General features: G+C 55.8%; 6 protein-coding genes. 5 read left to right on the forward strand and 1 reads right to left on the reverse strand.

What is annotated here, in order from left to right:
• Nucleotides 1-4: 4 nt before the first annotated feature.
• Complete coding sequence (locus tag SAMA_RS16935) at nucleotides 5-2,434, reverse strand: class I adenylate cyclase (RefSeq protein ID WP_011761360.1); 2,430 nt, start codon at nucleotides 2,432-2,434, stop codon at nucleotides 5-7.
• A 205-nt stretch (nucleotides 2,435-2,639) separates the two neighbouring features.
• Here SAMA_RS16935 and hemC point away from each other — a divergent pair, with 205 nt between their 5' ends.
• The 5 genes from hemC (at nucleotide 2,640) to SAMA_RS16960 (ending at nucleotide 19,666) form a co-directional block, all read left to right on the forward strand.
• Complete coding sequence (gene hemC / locus SAMA_RS16940) at nucleotides 2,640-3,572, forward strand: hydroxymethylbilane synthase (RefSeq protein ID WP_041409926.1); 933 nt, start codon at nucleotides 2,640-2,642, stop codon at nucleotides 3,570-3,572.
• Nucleotides 3,573-3,574: 2 nt separating this feature from the next.
• Nucleotides 3,575-4,294, forward strand: a complete 720-nt coding sequence (locus SAMA_RS16945; RefSeq protein WP_011761362.1) for a uroporphyrinogen-III synthase — start codon at nucleotides 3,575-3,577, stop codon at nucleotides 4,292-4,294.
• Nucleotides 4,295-4,351: 57 nt separating this feature from the next.
• The gene (locus tag SAMA_RS16950) at nucleotides 4,352-5,542 is read left to right on the forward strand and encodes a uroporphyrinogen-III C-methyltransferase (protein ID WP_011761363.1); all 1,191 of its coding nucleotides are present in this window, start codon (nucleotides 4,352-4,354) and stop codon (nucleotides 5,540-5,542) included.
• Nucleotides 5,539-6,705, forward strand: coding sequence for a heme biosynthesis HemY N-terminal domain-containing protein (locus tag SAMA_RS16955; RefSeq protein ID WP_011761364.1), 1,167 nt, complete (start codon nucleotides 5,539-5,541; stop codon nucleotides 6,703-6,705). The genes SAMA_RS16950 and SAMA_RS16955 overlap by 4 nt, the downstream gene beginning before the upstream one ends.
• A 316-nt stretch (nucleotides 6,706-7,021) precedes the next feature.
• The gene (locus SAMA_RS16960; protein WP_011761365.1) at nucleotides 7,022-19,666 is read left to right on the forward strand and encodes an Ig-like domain-containing protein; all 12,645 of its coding nucleotides are present in this window, start codon (nucleotides 7,022-7,024) and stop codon (nucleotides 19,664-19,666) included.
• The last annotated feature ends 35 nt before the right edge of the window (nucleotides 19,667-19,701 follow it).

A 19,701-nucleotide genomic window follows, 5' to 3' on the forward strand; every position in this document is an offset into this window, starting at 1 on the left:
GGGGCTAGAACTCGGCCCCCATATCTTCCCTCACCATCCCCACAGGTTGGGCCTTCAGTTCGCCCTGCATCCTCACCAACTGAAAAAACTGCGGCAAATTAAAGCGGCCATGCATCTCGTAAAGCCCCTCAAAGGCATGTTGCTGGCTCACTTTGCTCACCAGAGCCTCCACCGTGGTGCCATGCTGGACATAGTGACTGATTTCGTTTTTGTGATTGAGAATAAAGACATCAATCCCCTCTTCCCTCGGCCTCAGGAAATACTGAATAACATCCTCAGTGGCATAGTCCTGAATTAGCTCAGGCACACTGGCGAACGGATCGTCGCCCAATTCAGGCCTGGGGATAGACAGTAAATGACCACGGCTCATCTGTTTGTATATTGATGGCGCATCCGCAAGGTCTTCGTAGGCCACGCCCAGGGTATTAAAGAAGAGTCCGTAGTTTCGGTTACCTATGCGCAGAGGCTGTACCAGGGTTGATGAAGCGCTTGCCTGACAACTCAGCTTAGCAACCTGTTTCAGCAATGAATGTACCGCCAACTCCAGCTGAAAGGTTAACCGGGCGCTGCAGCCCAGGGTCCGCAGATCCAGCCTGCCCGCTGCCCTGCGGATCCCCGGTGCCAAAAAGGTCATGGCCTTTAGAAGTGCCTGCTCCCCTTCAAAATGGTGTGCATGCCACTCGCCCCAGGAATTGAATGACAGCACATCCAGCGAGCCCAGCATGTTGAGCTGCTTACGCCCCAGAGAAAAGAGGTTCGCATTCATGATATCCACCAGAACTTCCTGCCCTGGCCAATCGGGGGTGGGGTCATGTTCAAGGTTGACCACTAACACCAGCTTTCGATAGTGCCAGGGCTGACAGAGATCCTGCTTGGATACCTTAAGCTCTGTATCCTTAATTGCCTCACGCAAACGTTTATCTGTGGCCGCAAGGCGTGCACCCAACCTGCGCTCCCCGTAACTGAACCACTGGGTCTGGTCATCACACACCTGGTTTATACACGCCCAGAGCAGCAGCGACGCGAGGTTGTCTGCCACATACACTGCCGCTTCACCCTTTAATGCCGACGCCTGTGGCTCCTGACGATAGAGGTAGTGGGTTCCATCAGACTGGCTGGTGATGACAGTTAGCACCGGTTCTTGCAAGCGGCTGCTCCAGAGCGGATTCAACTTGGAAACCAGATGTTTGTCTTCATTAAAGCAGGTATGCAGCTTACGGGTGAGCATGCCCAGATCTTCGACCCTGAGCCCCTCATTAACGCCGTGGTTGGCTGCAAAGCGCAGCAGCTTCTGATAGCTTACCAGCATCAATTCATTCAACTGAGCATTGAACCACTGAAGTTGCCCCGTGTGCCAATCTTCACAGTCATCCAGAGTCTGAATAAGGGCATCTGGCCACTCCCAGGCTGACACCAACAACTGCATTTTCAGGTAGCGCCAATCCTTCGGTTGCTGGGGATGGCTTAAGCGAACGGCGCACTTGAGATAGAAGCAGCGCCTAACAATCTCAAGCCGCCGGTGATCTTCTATCGCAAGCAAATATTCCTCTATCGCCTCGTACAATAAGAAGTAAGGGTCGTTGGCAGTGGAAAAATCCCCCTTGGTCGTGTGAAGCCATACCCTGGTACTCAATTGCTCTGTATTGGGGTAACGCCAGGCGTAGGCCTCAAGCAGCAACACCTTGAGTAATGCCTTGTGGGGTTTGACCAACCCCTTGTAGAGCTGCCACAGGGAGGCACTGAAATACTCGCTGGCGGGCAAGCTTTGTACATCCCCCAACCAGAGGCCGTCACTGCTGGGCCGGGCATCGGGCCACCAATACAAAGGCTTGCCACCGAGGCAAATTTGGGTGCGGTAAAACTCTTCCAGGAGCAGCCAGTGCTGGGCACTGCCACTGTGTTCCACCCCCAGCCTTACCCGCCCGTTACCCGAATAACTTTTGTCGGCTCGAAATTGAAACGGATGCACCAAATAAAAGTTCACCTCAAACTCAAAGCCCGCAAACCATTGATGTAAGAGCACCAACTTATCGGCCAGTGCCTGAATGTCATCGGCCGATAAATTAGGCTCGTGGATAACCCACACATCAACGTCGCTGAAGGGGTTTTGTCCGAAGCTACCGGTACTGCCCATGGCATAAATACCTTCGATGGCATAAGGCCAGTCGGCACGCAGGCTGGGAAGTCCAAGAGACAATACCCTGGCGGCTTCCAGATGGGGTTCCTGGGGTTCAAAACCTGCCAGCCCACAGGGTGTGGCATGGCCGTTGTAGCCGGGAATTCGAGGGCCGTGAAAGTGCAGCAACAGCGGGATCGCGTGAAGAAGATGCCGTTTGAGGGGAGAAAGCAGGGCCAGGGCCCGGGCCAGTCGGACCTTGTTGAGGCGGTCTGACAAGCTCAAAGCAGATGTTGACCACCGACTGTGCGCGATCATCTTGTTGCGTCACCATTCCTTGGACTTAAAGTTACCCCATGCTAGCACCCAAGAGGGCGAACGCAAACATTTGCGATAGAGATCACATTTTTACCGACAGTTTCTCCTTTCACACCACAAAGATGCGACAGCGGTTCCTTACATAGTCGCCGAGGCAATGTTAGCATTGGCGCAACTAACGCAGACCATAAGATGGAAAATCGGCATGTCTCAAAACCTTATTCGTATCGCGACCCGCAAAAGCCCCCTTGCCATGTGGCAGGCTGAGTTTGTTAAAGCAGAGCTCGAGCGCATTCATCCGGATTTGACCGTGGAACTGCTGCCCATGAGCACCAAGGGCGACGTTATTCTGGATACGCCTCTGGCCAAAGTGGGTGGTAAAGGCCTGTTCGTGAAAGAACTGGAAGTTGCCATGCTGGAAGGCCGTGCCGACATTGCCGTGCACTCCATGAAAGACGTGCCAGTGGATTTTCCGGAAGGCCTGGGTCTGGAAGTGATTTGTGAACGCGAAGACCCACGTGATGCTTTTGTGTCCAACACTTACAAGAGTATTGATGAGCTGCCACAGGGCGCCGTAGTCGGCACCTCCAGCCTGCGTCGACAGTGTCAACTGCGCGCCCGTCGTCCCGACCTGATAATCAAAGACCTGCGCGGTAACGTTGGCACCCGTTTGGCCAAACTCGACTCAGGCGAATACGATGCCATCATCCTCGCCGCGGCGGGTCTTATCCGCCTTAAACTTGCCGAGCGTATCGCAGGTTTTATCAGCACCGAAGAATCACTGCCCGCCAATGGACAGGGCGCTGTAGGCATTGAATGCCGTACCAATGATGAGCGTGTCAAAGCCTTACTGGCACCACTGGAGCACAAAGAAACCCGCCTGCGGGTGCTTGCCGAACGAGCCATGAATACCCGTCTGGAAGGGGGCTGTCAGGTGCCTATTGGTGCCTTTGCCGAAATCGAAGCCGACACCCTGACACTGCGTGGTTTGGTGGGTAACCCCGATGGCAGCGAAGTGATCACCGGCTCTGTGACAGGTTCAACTGCTGATGCCATTGCATTGGGTCATCAACTGGCGGACGACCTGCTCAGTCGTGGTGCAAAAACCATTCTGGATGCGGTCTACGCCCGGAACTGACCATGAAGCTGCTGCTCACCCGTCCTGAGGGCAAAAACGCCGCCATGGCCAGTGCACTGGATGCGCTGGCCATTCCTTATTTGGTGGAACCCTTGTTATCGGTGGAGGCAGCAGCCGTCACTCAAGCGCAGTTGGATGAACTTTCACGCGCCGACATACTCATCTTTATCAGTACCAGTGCGGTCAGTTTTGCCACCCCCTGGCTGAAGGACCAATGGCCAAAAGCCACCTATTACGCGGTGGGAGATGCCACTGCCGATGCCCTGGCTTTGCAAGGTATCACAGCCGAACGCTCACCCGCCGACAGCCAGGCCACAGAAGGTTTACTCACACTCCCCTCTCTGGAACAGGTGTCCGGTAAACAGATAGTCATAGTCCGGGGTAAAGGTGGCCGCGAAGCCATGGCCGATGGTTTGCGGCTTCGAGGGGCAAATGTGAGCTATCTTGAGGTCTATCAGCGGGCCTGTCCGCCGCTGGATGCCCCTGCAAGTGTCAGTCGCTGGCAATCCTTCGGTATAGACACCATAGTAGTGACCAGTGGTGAAGTACTGGAAAACTTAATAAATCTGGTTCCCAAAGACAGTTTTGCATGGCTCAGAGACTGTCATATCATAGTCCCCAGTGCCCGGGTCGAAACCCAGGCAAGGAAAAAGGGACTTCGTCGAGTCACCAACGCCGGAGCAGCAAACCAAGCCGCCGTACTGGACGCATTGGGCATGTAAACTTTTGCTGCTTTAGTTTCCCTGAATTGCACGCTTTCTAGCATCAAGGATTGTTTCATGGAAAACCAACAGCAAGAGGCCGCCGCAGCAGAGTCCACTACTTTGCCTGCCACACCGTCTTCTCAACCTAATGACATAGCCCCCAAAAAAGAACCCCGTCATGGCAGCTCGTTGGCCATACGAGTGGGAGTATTGGTGGCATTGCTTATGGGGGGAAGTGCCCTTGGCGGTGGCTACTACCTCTATCAACAGTTGGTGGAGCAGTACCACTACACACTGTCGGTGGAGGAGAAACAGAGTGCCTCGCTGAAAGAGCCGGTGTCACGCCTGAATCAATTGGAACAAAGGTTAAAGCAGATTGGCCAATTGGAGACTGAGCTTGGGCGCCTTACCGCCGATCAGAGTGCCCTCGAGCGTCGCCTGACCAACCTGTCTCAAAAAACGCCCGACGATTGGCTGATTGCCGAAGCTGACTATCTGGTGCGCATGGCAGGCCGTAAACTGTGGCTTGAGCAAGATCCCGCCACTGCGCTGAGCTTGCTGAAAACAGCCGATGAGCGGATCGCCGCCATGCAGCAGCCTTCACTGTTCAGCCTGCGCAAAGCACTGGCGGCCGATATGGAACAGGTGGCCTCTGTACGCAGTACCGATATTGCTGGCAACGTTTATGCGTTAGACGAAATCATGAAACGTATCGAGCGATTGACCCCGGGCCGTAATAAGCAGGAATACACACCACCGACCGATGAGACCATCAGCGACTCTCTGAATGACTGGCAAACCAACCTGGCAAAGAGTTGGAAAGCGCTGATTAATGACTTTGTGACCGTACGTCAACGCACCGGCGATATCACGCCGCTCCTTTCACCGGAACAAGAGTGGTATCTGAAAGAAAACATTCGCACCAAGCTGCTCCAGGCCCAGCTTGCGCTGTATAGACACGATGAACTGAGCTTCCGGGAAGCCATTTTAATGGCAGGTGGTTGGGTAAAACTTTACTTCAGTGTGGACTCAGGTACCGGGGCGCAAATACTTGAGCGTCTCGACTCTCTGGCGTCCCTGCGTATCGATGCAGTACCCATCAGTAAATTCCAGTCCAGCGATATGCTCAGAACCCTGGTTCAGGAAGGCGTCAAGGCACCTCAGCCAATCCCCGATCCCACGCCAATACCGGCAGTGAATCCGCTGCCCGAACCGGATCAGGAACCAGAACCTTCTGCGGCAGCCGAATCGGAGGCTGAGGCATGATAAAAACGCTCATTTATCTTGGCATTATTCTGATTGGGCTCTGCTTGAGCCCCTACATTGTTGGCAACACCGGCTATCTGTATTTGTCAGCCTGGGGCTACGAAATTGAAACCAGTCTGGTGTTTGCCATTGTCGTGCTGGTGATTGCCTACGGCGTTATCGTGATTGCCGAATGGATAGCCGTTAAAAGCATCAGCTTGGTGCTGGGCAGCCGTTATCTGCCCGAACGCTGGCGACGCAATGCCGCCAAACGCCATACCCTGAACGGAGCACTGGCGCTTGCTGAAGAAAACTGGCCCGATGCTGAGCGCTTTATGGCCAAGGGAGCCGCCAAAGGTGAGCTGCCAGCACTGAATCTGCTCGCTGCAGCGAGGGCGGCTCAGCATCAGGGAAAATATGCCGAGCGTGATGACTATCTTGAAAAAGCTGTAACAGAGCCGAATGCGGCGACGGCCGTATTTACAACCCGCACCCGCTATCTGCTTAAACAGGGCCAATTGGAGCGTGCCAGAACTGCACTCAATCATTTGGCGCCGACCAGCAAAAGCAGCGCTGCGGTGATCAAACTTGCCATGGAAGTCTATCTTGCCCAGCAGGATTGGCGGGCAGTGAGAGAATTGTTACCTGCCATCAAGAAGCACGCACTGCTTAATGATGCCAATTTTGAAGATTTATCTGTCAGAGTAAGCGTGAAGCTGCTGGAGCAGGCTGGCAGCAAAGATTGGGACAGTCTGGATAAAGAATGGCAGTGGCTATCCCGCAGCGAAAAACAGCTCAGTGCCAATCGTGCTGCCTATGCACTTGGGCTTGCCAAACAAGGTAAAAAGGCCGAAGCCGTTAAACTGCTTCTTAAAGATCTGGAATCTTTGCCCGATCCTCAAGTTCTGGCGCTGCTTCCCCAAGTCCTAAATGGTCAGGATGAGGCTCCAAGGCAACAGTTGCTCAAGCTGGCACCCAGGTTCGAGGATGTGCATGAATATCACGAATGTGTGGCACGACTTTGCCAGCAAGCCAGGGAGTTTAAGACTGCCTACGAGCATTGGCGTAAAGCCTGTGAGTTAAATCCATCCAAAGAAAATTGGTTGGCACTCGCCGAGCTCGACGAGCAACTGGGCAATACCGACCTGGCGTTACAACATTACCGGAGGGCTGCCAAAGCCTGACGCCACTCCCTAGCAACATTTTAGTAACCTAAACAAGGCGTTTTCGTGGATTTTTCCATGAAAACGCTTTTTTTTCACTTATCGCCTACACTATATATAGGCGTTTCATGATGAATAGACCACCAGATATTCGGTGTCAGAATTAGTGTAAAAACACCAAATAAGACGACAAAAATCCAAGTTTTTTAATAAGTAACGATTCCGTCAAAAAATTGACTTAGAGGTATTTTAGAATTACACTTCACTTCTTAAGTTGGGTAATTTTGCCTGTTCACAGGCAGATTCTGTATCGAATATAAGCCGTTGGGAGCTTGTTATGGGTTCGTATATCACACCGAAAAATGGATTGCTCAAGTCGGTTAATGGGCAAATTAGCATGGTCGCAGAAGGCGCAGAAAAATCAGTTTCTGCTGGTGATGCCATCCCCGCTGGTGCAGTGCTTTGGATTAAGGAAGGCGCTCAGTTTGAATTGGTGCTGGAGGACGGCACCGTTATCAGCGAATCAAACACTCCCACAACGGCCAACCAGCCCGACGTTGGCGCGGAGCAACTTGATCCCAATGCGCTGAATGAAATCGAAGCGCTACAGGCACAAATTGCCGCAGGTGATGACCCAACCGCAGACCTGCCCGAAACCGCAGCGGGCGGCCAGACAGGTAACGAAGGCGGTTCTGGATTTGTCAGCCTGGATAGAACAGGTGGCGAAACTCTTGCAAGCACGGGTTATGATTCAACATTCGACGCCCAATTCCCAGAATCAACAATACTCGAAGCCCAACCCATCGAACCCCTGCTTGTCACACCATTGGTTATTACTGTTGATGCTCCCGACAACTCAACAGACACCACTCCCACAATCACTGGTACCACGGATGCAGAACCCGGCAGCACAGTTACTATCTTAGTAACCGACAGTAACGGCGATACCCAGACCCTGACTACCACAGTCAATGAAGACGGCACTTACAGTGTTGATGTGGTCGAACCCTTACCTGAAGGTGGTTACACCGCCGATGCCAGTGTCATAGACACTACAGGCAACACCGGCACCGCAACTGATGTGGGTGATGTTGTCTCTCCTGAAGTGAGCATCACGGCCAATCAAATCGACGTAGAAGAAGGCAGTACTGCTTCTTTCGTTGTCAGCCTGGATGAAGCCTCAAACGAAGACATTACAGTCACCTTTACTTATTCAGGTGTTGCTGAAGACGGTACCGACTTTATCGGTGTGGCCAGCGTAGTGATCCCTGCCGGCCAAACCAGCGTTACCATTAATATCAATACCATTGACGATAAGCTGTACGAAGTTTCTGAAGACTTCACCATCACCATTTCCAGCGTCACCGGTGGCAATGCCGTGATAGGTGCCGACAACAGTGCCAGCACCAACATCGTCGATGAAGCTGTACCTGGTCCTGAGGATACTGTCACTGTAACTCTGAATGGTCCAACTGCAGTTGCAGAAGGTGATAATACCGGCACCTACACTGTGACCCTGAGTGACCCAGCGCCAGCTGGCAGCATAGTTACACTCACCTATACCTACATCACCGCAGATGGCAACGACATTGTTGAAACAGTACAAGCCATCATTGGTGCAGATGGCGTTACCGCGACGTTCACCATTGCAACCGTTAACGATGACATATTCGAACCAACTGAATCCTTCAGTGTCAGTGTTAGTGGCGTCGTTACGCCAGATGGCACCCCTGTGTTTGAAAACCTCGATCTGACCGATGCAACGGTTACTACTGACATCCTGGATAATGATCTCTCGGCCAGCATCACTTTGGATGCCAATATCACCGCTGATGACATCATTAACAGTGCCGAAGCAGGTCAAACTATCCCAGTCACAGGTGTAGTAGGTGCCGACGTCAAAGTCGGTGACATCGTCACCCTCACCGTCAATGGCAAGGAATTCACCGGCGCGGTATATGATGACAACGGCACCCTGCGCTTCAGCATTGATGTGCCTGGCAGCGATCTGGCAGCAGATGCCGATCGTGTCATTGATGCCTCCGTCACCGCCACCGATGACGCCGGCAACAGCGCCACCGCCACCGACACCGAAGGCTATGGCGTTGACACAGACATCAGTGCCAGCATCACCCTCGATGCCGACATCACCGCCGATGACATCATCAATGCCCAGGAAGCCGGACAGGACATCCCTGTGACCGGTATCGTCGGCGGCGACGTCAAGGTCGGTGACATCGTCACCCTCACCGTCAATGGCAAGGAATTCACCGGCGCGGTATATGATGACAACGGCACCCTGCGCTTCAGCATCAACGTCCCCGGCGCCGACCTGGTGGCCGATGAAGACCATGTGATTGATGCCTCCGTCACCGCCACCGATGACGCCGGCAACAGCGCCACCGCCACCGACACCGAAGGCTATGGCGTTGACACAGACATCAGTGCCAGCATCACCCTCGATGCCGACATCACCGCCGATGACATCATCAATGCCCAGGAAGCCGGACAGGACATCCCTGTGACCGGTATCGTCGGCGGCGACGTCAAGGTCGGTGACATCGTCACCCTCACCGTCAATGGCAAGGAATTCACCGGCGCGGTATATGATGACAACGGCACCCTGCGCTTCAGCATCAACGTCCCCGGCGCCGACCTGGTGGCCGATGAAGACCATGTGATTGATGCCTCCGTCACCGCCACCGATGACGCCGGCAACAGCGCCACCGCCACCGACACCGAAGGCTATGGCGTTGACACAGACATCAGTGCCAGCATCACCCTCGATGCCGACATCACCGCCGATGACATCATCAATGCCCAGGAAGCCGGACAGGACATCCCTGTGACCGGTATCGTCGGCGGCGACGTCAAGGTCGGTGACATCGTCACCCTCACCGTCAATGGCAAGGAATTCACCGGCGCGGTATATGATGACAACGGCACCCTGCGCTTCAGCATCAACGTCCCCGGCGCCGACCTGGTGGCCGATGAAGACCATGTGATTGATGCCTCCGTCACCGCCACCGATGACGCCGGCAACAGCGCCACCGCCACCGACACCGAAGGCTATGGCGTCGACACGGACATCAGTGCCACCATTGACCTCAACCCCATTCTGGTCGGCGATGACAACGTCATCAACCAGGCCGAAAGTGAAGGCAGCGTGACCCTCAGCGGTACCGTCGGCGGCGACGTCAAGCTCGGCGACACCGTGACCCTGACCCTCGATGGCAATGTGATTGCCACCGTGCAGGTGATTGACCTCGGCGGCGGCGTACTGGGCTTCAGCACTTCCGTCGATGCCGCCCTGCTGGTCGGCGCTGACGTGAACAGCATCACCGCCTCCGTCACCACCACCGATGACGCCGGCAACACCGCGTCTGCCAGCGATACCGAAGGCTATGGCGTCGACACTGAAATCAGTGCCACCATTGACCTCAACCCCATCCTGGTCGGCGATGACAACGTCATCAACCAGGCCGAAAGTGAAGGCAGCGTGACCCTCAGCGGTACCGTCGGCGGCGACGTCAAGCTCGGCGACACCGTGACCCTGACCCTCGATGGCAATGTGATTGCCACCGTGCAGGTGATTGACCTCGGCGGCGGCGTACTGGGCTTCAGCACTTCCGTCGATGCCGCCCTGCTGGTCGGCGCTGACGTGAACAGCATCACCGCCTCCGTCACCACCACCGATGACGCCGGCAACAGCGCGTCTGCCAGCGATACCGAAGGCTATGGCGTCGACACTGAAATCAGTGCCACCATTGACCTCAACCCCATTCTGGTCGGCGATGACAACGTCATCAACCAGGCCGAAAGTGAAGGCAGCGTGACCCTCAGCGGTACCGTCGGCGGCGACGTCAAGCTCGGCGACACCGTGACCCTGACCCTCGATGGCAATGTGATTGCCACCGTGCAGGTGATTGACCTCGGCGGCGGCGTACTGGGCTTCAGCACTTCCGTCGATGCCGCCCTGCTGGTCGGCGCTGACGTGAACAGCATCACCGCCTCCGTCACCACCACCGATGACGCCGGCAACACCGCGTCTGCCAGCGATACCGAAGGCTATGGCGTCGACACTGAAATCAGTGCCACCATCGACCTCGACCCCATCCTGGTCGGCGATGACAACGTCATCAACCAGGTTGAAAGTGAAGGCAGCGTGACCCTCAGCGGTACCGTCGGCGGCGACGTCAAGCTCGGCGACACCGTGACCCTGACCCTCGATGGCAATGTGATTGCCACCGTGCAGGTGATTGACCTCGGCGGCGGCGTACTGGGCTTCAGCACTTCCGTCGATGCCGCCCTGCTGGTCGGCGCTGACGTGAACAGCATCACCGCCTCCGTCACCACCACCGATGACGCCGGCAACACCGCGTCTGCCAGCGATACCGAAGGCTATGGCGTCGACACTGAAATCAGTGCCACCATTGACCTCAACCCCATCCTGGTCGGCGATGACAACGTCATCAACCAGGCCGAAAGTGAAGGCAGCGTGACCCTCAGCGGTACCGTCGGCGGCGACGTCAAGCTCGGCGACACCGTGACCCTGACCCTCGATGGCAATGTGATTGCCACCGTGCAGGTGATTGACCTCGGCGGCGGCGTACTGGGCTTCAGCACTTCCGTCGATGCCGCCCTGCTGGTCGGCGCTGACGTGAACAGCATCACCGCCTCCGTCACCACCACCGATGACGCCGGCAACACCGCGTCTGCCAGCGATACCGAAGGCTATGGCGTCGACACTGAAATCAGTGCCACCATCGACCTCGACCCCATCCTGGTCGGCGATGACAACGTCATCAACCAGGTTGAAAGTGAAGGCAGCGTGACCCTCAGCGGTACCGTCGGCGGCGACGTCAAGCTCGGCGACACCGTGACCCTGACCCTCGATGGCAATGTGATTGCCACCGTGCAGGTGATTGACCTCGGCGGCGGCGTACTGGGCTTCAGCACTTCCGTCGATGCCGCCCTGCTGGTCGGCGCTGACGTGAACAGCATCACCGCCTCCGTCACCACCACCGATGACGCCGGCAACACCGCGTCTGCCAGCGATACCGAAGGCTATGGCGTCGACACTGAAATCAGTGCCACCATTGACCTCAACCCCATCCTGGTCGGCGATGACAACGTCATCAACCAGGCCGAAAGTGAAGGCAGCGTGACCCTCAGCGGTACCGTCGGCGGCGACGTCAAGCTCGGCGACACCGTGACCCTGACCCTCGATGGCAATGTGATTGCCACCGTGCAGGTGATTGACCTCGGCGGCGGCGTACTGGGCTTCAGCACTTCCGTCGATGCCGCCCTGCTGGTCGGCGCTGACGTGAACAGCATCACCGCCTCCGTCACCACCACCGATGACGCCGGCAACACCGCGTCTGCCAGCGATACCGAAGGCTATGGCGTCGACACTGAAATCAGTGCCACCATTGACCTCAACCCCATCCTGGTCGGCGATGACAACGTCATCAACCAGGCCGAAAGTGAAGGCAGCGTGACCCTCAGCGGTACCGTCGGCGGCGACGTCAAGCTCGGCGACACCGTGACCCTGACCCTCGATGGCAATGTGATTGCCACCGTGCAGGTGATTGACCTCGGCGGCGGCGTACTGGGCTTCAGCACTTCCGTCGATGCCGCCCTGCTGGTCGGCGCTGACGTGAACAGCATCACCGCCTCCGTCACCACCACCGATGACGCCGGCAACACCGCGTCTGCCAGCGATACCGAAGGCTATGGCGTCGACACTGAAATCAGTGCCACCATTGACCTCAACCCCATCCTGGTCGGCGATGACAACGTCATCAACCAGGCCGAAAGTGAAGGCAGCGTGACCCTCAGCGGTACCGTCGGCGGCGACGTCAAGCTCGGCGACACCGTGACCCTGACCCTCGATGGCAATGTGATTGCCACCGTGCAGGTGATTGACCTCGGCGGCGTACTGGGCTTCAGCACTTCCGTCGATGCCGCCCTGCTGGTCGGCGCTGACGTGAACAGCATCACCGCCTCCGTCACCACCACCGATGACGCCGGCAACACCGCGTCTGCCAGCGATACCGAAGGCTATGGCGTCGACACCACCGCCCCGGCCGTCACCATCACCATCACCGAAGACACCAACAACGACGGTCTGCTCAGCATTGCCGAGCTCGACGGTCAGGTGAACTACCTGGTACAGCTCGGTGCCGGTACCGCCGTGGACGATACCCTGGTCATCACCGATCAGGATGGCAACGTGCTGTTCAACGGTCTGGTGACCCAGGCCATGCTCGACAACGGACTGGCCCTGGCCGTGGATGCACCGGCTGACGGTGACACCCTCACCCTGACCGCCACCGTGACCGACCCGGCCGGCAACAGTGATTCCGACAGCGACAGTGTCACCATTGACACCACCGCCCCGGCCGTCACCATCACCATCACCGAAGACACCAACAACGACGGTCTGCTCAGCATTGCCGAGCTCGACGGTCAGGTGAACTACCTGGTACAGCTCGGTGCCGGTACCGCCGTGGACGATACCCTGGTCATCACCGATCAGGATGGCAACGTGCTGTTCAACGGTCTGGTGACCCAGGCCATGCTCGACAACGGACTGGCCCTGGCCGTGGATGCACCGGCTGACGGTGACACCCTCACCCTGACCGCCACCGTGACCGACCCGGCCGGCAACAGTGATTCCGACAGCGACAGTGTCACCATTGACACCACCGCCCCGGCCGTCACCATCACCATCACCGAAGACACCAACAACGACGGTCTGCTCAGCATTGCCGAGCTCGACGGTCAGGTGAACTACCTGGTACAGCTCGGTGCCGGTACCGCCGTGGACGATACCCTGGTTATCACCGATCAGGATGGCAACGTGCTGTTCAACGGTCTGGTGACCCAGGCCATGCTCGACAACGGACTGGCCCTGGCCGTGGATGCACCGGCTGACGGTGACACCCTCACCCTGACCGCCACCGTGACCGACCCGGCCGGCAACAGTGATTCCGACAGCGACAGTGTCACCATTGACACCACCGCCCCGGCCGTCACCATCACCATCACCGAAGACACCAACAACGACGGTCTGCTCAGCATTGCCGAGCTCGACGGTCAGGTGAACTACCTGGTACAGCTCGGTGCCGGTACCGCCGTGGACGATACCCTGGTCATCACCGATCAGGATGGCAACGTGCTGTTCAACGGTCTGGTGACCCAGGCCATGCTCGACAACGGACTGGCCCTGGCCGTGGATGCACCGGCTGACGGTGACACCCTCACCCTGACCGCCACCGTGACCGACCCGGCCGGCAACAGTGATTCCGACAGCGACAGTGTCACCATTGACACCACCGCCCCGGCCGTCACCATCACCATCACCGAAGACACCAACAACGACGGTCTGCTCAGCATTGCCGAGCTCGACGGTCAGGTGAACTACCTGGTACAGCTCGGTGCCGGTACCGCCGTGGACGATACCCTGGTCATCACCGATCAGGATGGCAACGTGCTGTTCAACGGTCTGGTGACCCAGGCCATGCTCGACAACGGACTGGCCCTGGCCGTGGATGCACCGGCTGACGGTGACACCCTCACCCTGACCGCCACCGTGACCGACCCGGCCGGCAACAGTGATTCCGACAGCGACAGTGTCACCATTGACACCACCGCCCCGGCCGTCACCATCACCATCACCGAAGACACCAACAACGACGGTCTGCTCAGCATTGCCGAGCTCGACGGTCAGGTGAACTACCTGGTACAGCTCGGTGCCGGTACCGCCGTGGACGATACCCTGGTTATCACCGATCAGGATGGCAACGTGCTGTTCAACGGTCTGGTGACCCAGGCCATGCTCGACAACGGACTGGCCCTGGCCGTGGATGCACCGGCTGACGGTGACACCCTCACCCTGACCGCCACCGTGACCGACCCGGCCGGCAACAGTGATTCCGACAGCGACAGTGTCACCATTGACACCACCGCCCCGGCCGTCACCATCACCATCACCGAAGACACCAACAACGACGGTCTGCTCAGCATTGCCGAGCTCGACGGTCAGGTGAACTACCTGGTACAGCTCGGTGCCGGTACCGCCGTGGACGATACCCTGGTTATCACCGATCAGGATGGCAACGTGCTGTTCAACGGTCTGGTGACCCAGGCCATGCTCGACAACGGACTGGCCCTGGCCGTGGATGCACCGGCTGACGGTGGCACCCTCACCCTGACCGCCACCGTGACCGACCCGGCCGGCAACAGTGATTCCGACAGCGACAGTGTCACCATTGACACCACCGCCCCGGCCGTCACCATCACCATCACCGAAGACACCAACAACGACGGTCTGCTCAGCATTGCCGAGCTCGACGGTCAGGTGAACTACCTGGTACAGCTCGGTGCCGGTACCGCCGTGGACGATACCCTGGTCATCACCGATCAGGATGGCAACGTGCTGTTCAACGGTCTGGTGACCCAGGCCATGCTCGACAACGGACTGGCCCTGGCCGTGGATGCACCGGCTGACGGTGACACCCTCACCCTGACCGCCACCGTGACCGACCCGGCCGGCAACAGTGATTCCGACAGCGACAGTGTCACCATTGACACCACCGCCCCGGCCGTCACCATCACCATCACCGAAGACACCAACAACGACGGTCTGCTCAGCATTGCCGAGCTCGACGGTCAGGTGAACTACCTGGTACAGCTCGGTGCCGGTACCGCCGTGGACGATACCTTGGTCATCACCGATCAGGATGGCAACGTGCTGTTCAACGGTCTGGTGACCCAGGCCATGCTCGACAACGGACTGGCCCTGGCCGTGGATGCACCGGCTGACGGTGACACCCTCACCCTGACCGCCACCGTGACCGACCCGGCCGGCAACAGTGATTCCGACAGCGACAGTGTCACCGTTGACACCAGCATAGCGGCCCCCACCGTGTGGATCGTTGACGACGGCACGCCAGGCGATGGTTTGCTCACTCAGGGCGAAATCAGCAGTAACGGCCCTGGGGTTCAGCTGCAGGCGAATGTTAGCCACGCCGATCTGTTGGAAGGTGGTTTCGTAACCCTGACAGTGACGATTGGCAATGCCCAGCCACAAGAATATGAGCTGGAGTTGGTGAATGGCGTACTGCAATTTACCAATGGCGATCCTGCACCAGATTTCGACTACAACAACGGCGTTATCACCTGGACTGAAAATGCACCCGATGCAGGGCAAAGCATTACTGTAACTGTCACTCAAACCGATCTTGCTGGTAATGAATCTGCACAAGACTCTGATACAGCACAGGTATTTGCTCCCGGCAATAATGAAATGACCGTTAATGAAAGCGATCTGCGTGACAATGTGCCCAATGTGGTTTCGCAGCAGATTTCCTTCACCGCTGGCAGTGAGACTCTGACACAATTCCGCTTTGGCGATGTAAACAGCATTCAAGCTGCAACCAACCTTGCAACAGGAGTAAGTATTGCCTGGGCTCTGGCATTGGATGGTAGCTTGGTTGGTAGTATCGGCGGTGTTCCTGTCATCAAGTTGACACTGACCGATACAGATCCAATCTCTGCCAACACGACTGGCAGTATCAGCGTTAACGTGGAATTGCTGGATAACATTAAGCAAGTCAATGGCGCAAATGACATCAACCTCAGTTCGCTGATTGAAGGTATCGTTATTGAAGCTGTTGGTGCCAACAACAGTGTTATCTCTGCGACTCTGGATCTCACTATTGACGACGATCTCGTTGAAGCCTCAGCTACTGACAGCAGTGGTTTGAACGCAGCGGATACCCAAATCAGCGGTACTGTGACCGTAGCAGGTGCAGACGGAAACGATAACGAATCAGCCGATCAATACAGCGCGGATCTGTCTGTGAACATTACAGGTTGGAGTGAGTCATCAACCTTCGCTGATTCCGGTCTGATGACCTCGGGTAAAGCAATTTACTACTATGTCGATCCTAACGACACGTCCGTGATGATTGCGTACACCAGCTCCACTGCAGCCGAATGGGGTGCTGTCGGTGCGATTCAGACCAAAATTTTCACTCTGACACTTGATCCAAACAGCGGTGAATATGTGCTGGATCTTGAAACTCCAATTACCAAGATCACCACAACCAACGCCGATTTGACAGGTAACATTCCAGGCGGTAACGACGCAGATTTGTTCGTCATGCTGAACGGAGCAGTGAAAGGTGAACCTGAGTCTGGTGACGTGGTGCTCTGCACCATTACAGCAACTGACGCGGGTGGTGTTAGCACTGTAAACACCAGCCCCAATGGTATTGGTGTTGGTACAGGTAAGGACATCGGCTCTGGTGAAACCCTCACGCTTGATTTTGGCTTCCCAGTCACGAATTTTACTGGAATTAGCCTCTCCTACAATAACGGTAATCCTTACACTGGCGTGTTTACCATCAACATTGTCGGTAAAGATGCGTTTGGAAATGATCTGGTCAAGACCTTTATTGCCACGCCTGCAACTTTGGCCAATTTGATAGCCTCAGAAGGATTTGCAGAGTTCACAAAGATAGAGCTTTCTACCGCAGCAGGTGGACAAGACTTCAACTTGAAGAACTTCACTGCGAACAGTCTCAGTGTTGACCCGCTGGGAACCGTTTTGAACTTCAATGTTGCCATCACTGACAGTGATGGTGATACGGACTCCAGCAATCCGTTTACCGTCACGCTGAATGTGCCTAACACACTCAACGCTGTCACACCCGCTGCGTTTACCAGCCTAGCGGAAGCCAAACTGGTATCCGATACCATGGATGCCGATACAGATACTCTGGTATTCAAGGCCGGTAGCAGTGACGTTAACAACGTCAGCTTCAGCGCAGACGTGAGCGATATTCAGGTTGAAGGCATTCGCCAGCCTATGAGTTGGAGAATCGAAGGTGGGGTGCTGATAGGCTCTATGCCAGGCCGCGGCGACCTGCTGAAACTGACCTTGGATTGGAACGCAATCGAAGCTGGTGAGCAGGGTTCTGTTGTGGTTGAGGCAGAGCTGCTTGGTAAACTGCCTCACAACATAGATTATGACTCTCTGACAGTTACAGGCATTAAGGTTGTTGCAACCGATGACAGCGGCGACACCGCCAAGGCGGACGTCACAGTAACTGTTGCTGATAGTCAGCATATCGCTGTCGATGACGACAACCAGGTTGATGTACTGATAGACGCCTTTGAAGTTCGCGATATCACAGCCAGGTGGACTGACTGGACCGCTGAGTCAGAAGAAAAATCCAACGTAACAACTTCTGACGGCCCTGATGACGATAATGGCCACGATATAATTCGTTGGGGCGACGTTGGCAACGGACAGCCACGTTCTGGCTACAACTTTGATGAAAACACCAACATTCAGGTGGGTGATGTGGGCTTGAACCAGAATATTGTTCTGGGCACCTTTACGCACGTAAACCAACCTATCAATGGCTACTCATCAATCACTGAAGCCACCCTCGAAGTAACCCTGATGATCAATGGTGTTGCAGCCAAGGTCACTCTCGAGTTTAATCACAATGAAACCGGTGGTTATAACAACCCACCGGATATTGTGACCGTCGCCAACACATCCTCTGAGTTTGTGTACGATGGCGCTCGCTACACACTGAAAGTAATGGGCTTCCTCGATAGCAACGGCGATGTTGTGACCAGTATCAAGACAGCTGAAGGTGCCTCCACCAGCTTCCCATTGGTTGTTCAGTTGATTCCGGGAGATGGATTTGAACTGCCGCTCATCGGTGGCAACGTCCTCCACAACGATATCCAGGGCGCCGATGGCGATATGGAGATCTACGGCGTTTCGCACAGTGGCAACAACGCCACTGAATCCAATGGAACCTTTGTGATTCAAGGCACTTACGGAACCCTGACCCTGTATGGCAATGGCAGTTACAGCTATCAGGTCACAACCGTAGGCAGTCTGATACCGGACAATGCGGTCGACACATTCAGCTACACCATTGAAGACAGCGATGGCGATCTTAGCACTGCGGAATTGAATATTAACCTCAATGCTGTAGAAGAGCTGCCAATCGTTTACGAAGGCACGCAGGGGGTGGATTCGTTCCTGCTGACAAACTCGACTTCAGGAAAAGGCCTGTTTGCCGTGTCTTCCAGTGGTTATGATGCCGTCGCTTCAACAGAATCTGCCAATGTGATCAATCTGGATACGGCCTTGCACATCAAGGCAGGTGACAGTAACGACTATGTCGATCTGGGTATTTCACGGACTGATAACACTGTGGAGACCGGCAGCTCATTACCCAACGTGCCCAGCCAAATGTCCCAAGATGAAGTGCTTTCCAGTAAGTTTATGTCGGCACGCGACATCTTGGATAACGATGGCAAGCTGAAACAAAATGTGTTGGAAGAAGTGCAGCCCAAGACCGATACCGTCAACCTTGGCGTTGGTGACGACACCGTTTATGGCGGTGAAGGTTCCCAAATGGTGTATGGCGGTGCCGGCAACGACTTACTCATCGGCGGCGAGGGTATTGACGGACTGCGTGGCGGCGAAGGCAATGACACCATCATCGGTGGTCTTGGAGACGACGTTCTGCGAGGTGATGGCGGTGCTGATACCTTCGTTTGGAGAGCCGGTGAAACCGGAACTGACCATATCATCGACTTCAACATCAATGAAGATAAGCTGGACTTGAGCGACCTGCTGCAAGGAGAAGAAAATGGCAATCTGGAAGATTACCTGAGCTTCAGCTTTGAGCGGGGTTCAACCACCATTGAAATTGATGCCAACCGCGATGGTACTGTTGATCAGCGCATCGTACTGGATGGTGTTGATTTGGCAGATGAGTATGGCCTGGCCTCAACCGATGAATCCGGGATCATCAACGGTCTGCTGGGTAACGGTACTGGCCCATTGATAGTCGATACACAAGCCGATACAGGTGCAGCCCAGGCTGTGGGCCGTATCTTGTCACTCGATGAGGATCATAAGACCGAGTTGATGCCTTAATACCTCAACCAGGAAAATGCCGGGCTATAGCAATA

Origin of the sequence: Shewanella amazonensis SB2B, from assembly GCF_000015245.1 — a bacterium.
GTDB classification, from domain to species: domain Bacteria; phylum Pseudomonadota; class Gammaproteobacteria; order Enterobacterales; family Shewanellaceae; genus Shewanella; species Shewanella amazonensis.

Bases quoted from the DNA above. Each gene is read 5' to 3' on its own strand.
- SAMA_RS16960 (WP_011761365.1), top strand. From the start codon at position 7,022: ATGGGTTCGTATATCACACCGAAAAATGGATTGCTCAAGTCGGTTAAT.
- SAMA_RS16935 (WP_011761360.1), bottom strand. From the start codon at position 2,434: ATGATCGCGCACAGTCGGTGGTCAACATCTGCTTTGAGCTTGTCAGAC.
- SAMA_RS16950 (WP_011761363.1), top strand. From the start codon at position 4,352: ATGGAAAACCAACAGCAAGAGGCCGCCGCAGCAGAGTCCACTACTTTG.
- SAMA_RS16955 (WP_011761364.1), top strand. From the start codon at position 5,539: ATGATAAAAACGCTCATTTATCTTGGCATTATTCTGATTGGGCTCTGC.
- SAMA_RS16945 (WP_011761362.1), top strand. From the start codon at position 3,575: ATGAAGCTGCTGCTCACCCGTCCTGAGGGCAAAAACGCCGCCATGGCC.
- hemC (WP_041409926.1), top strand. From the start codon at position 2,640: ATGTCTCAAAACCTTATTCGTATCGCGACCCGCAAAAGCCCCCTTGCC.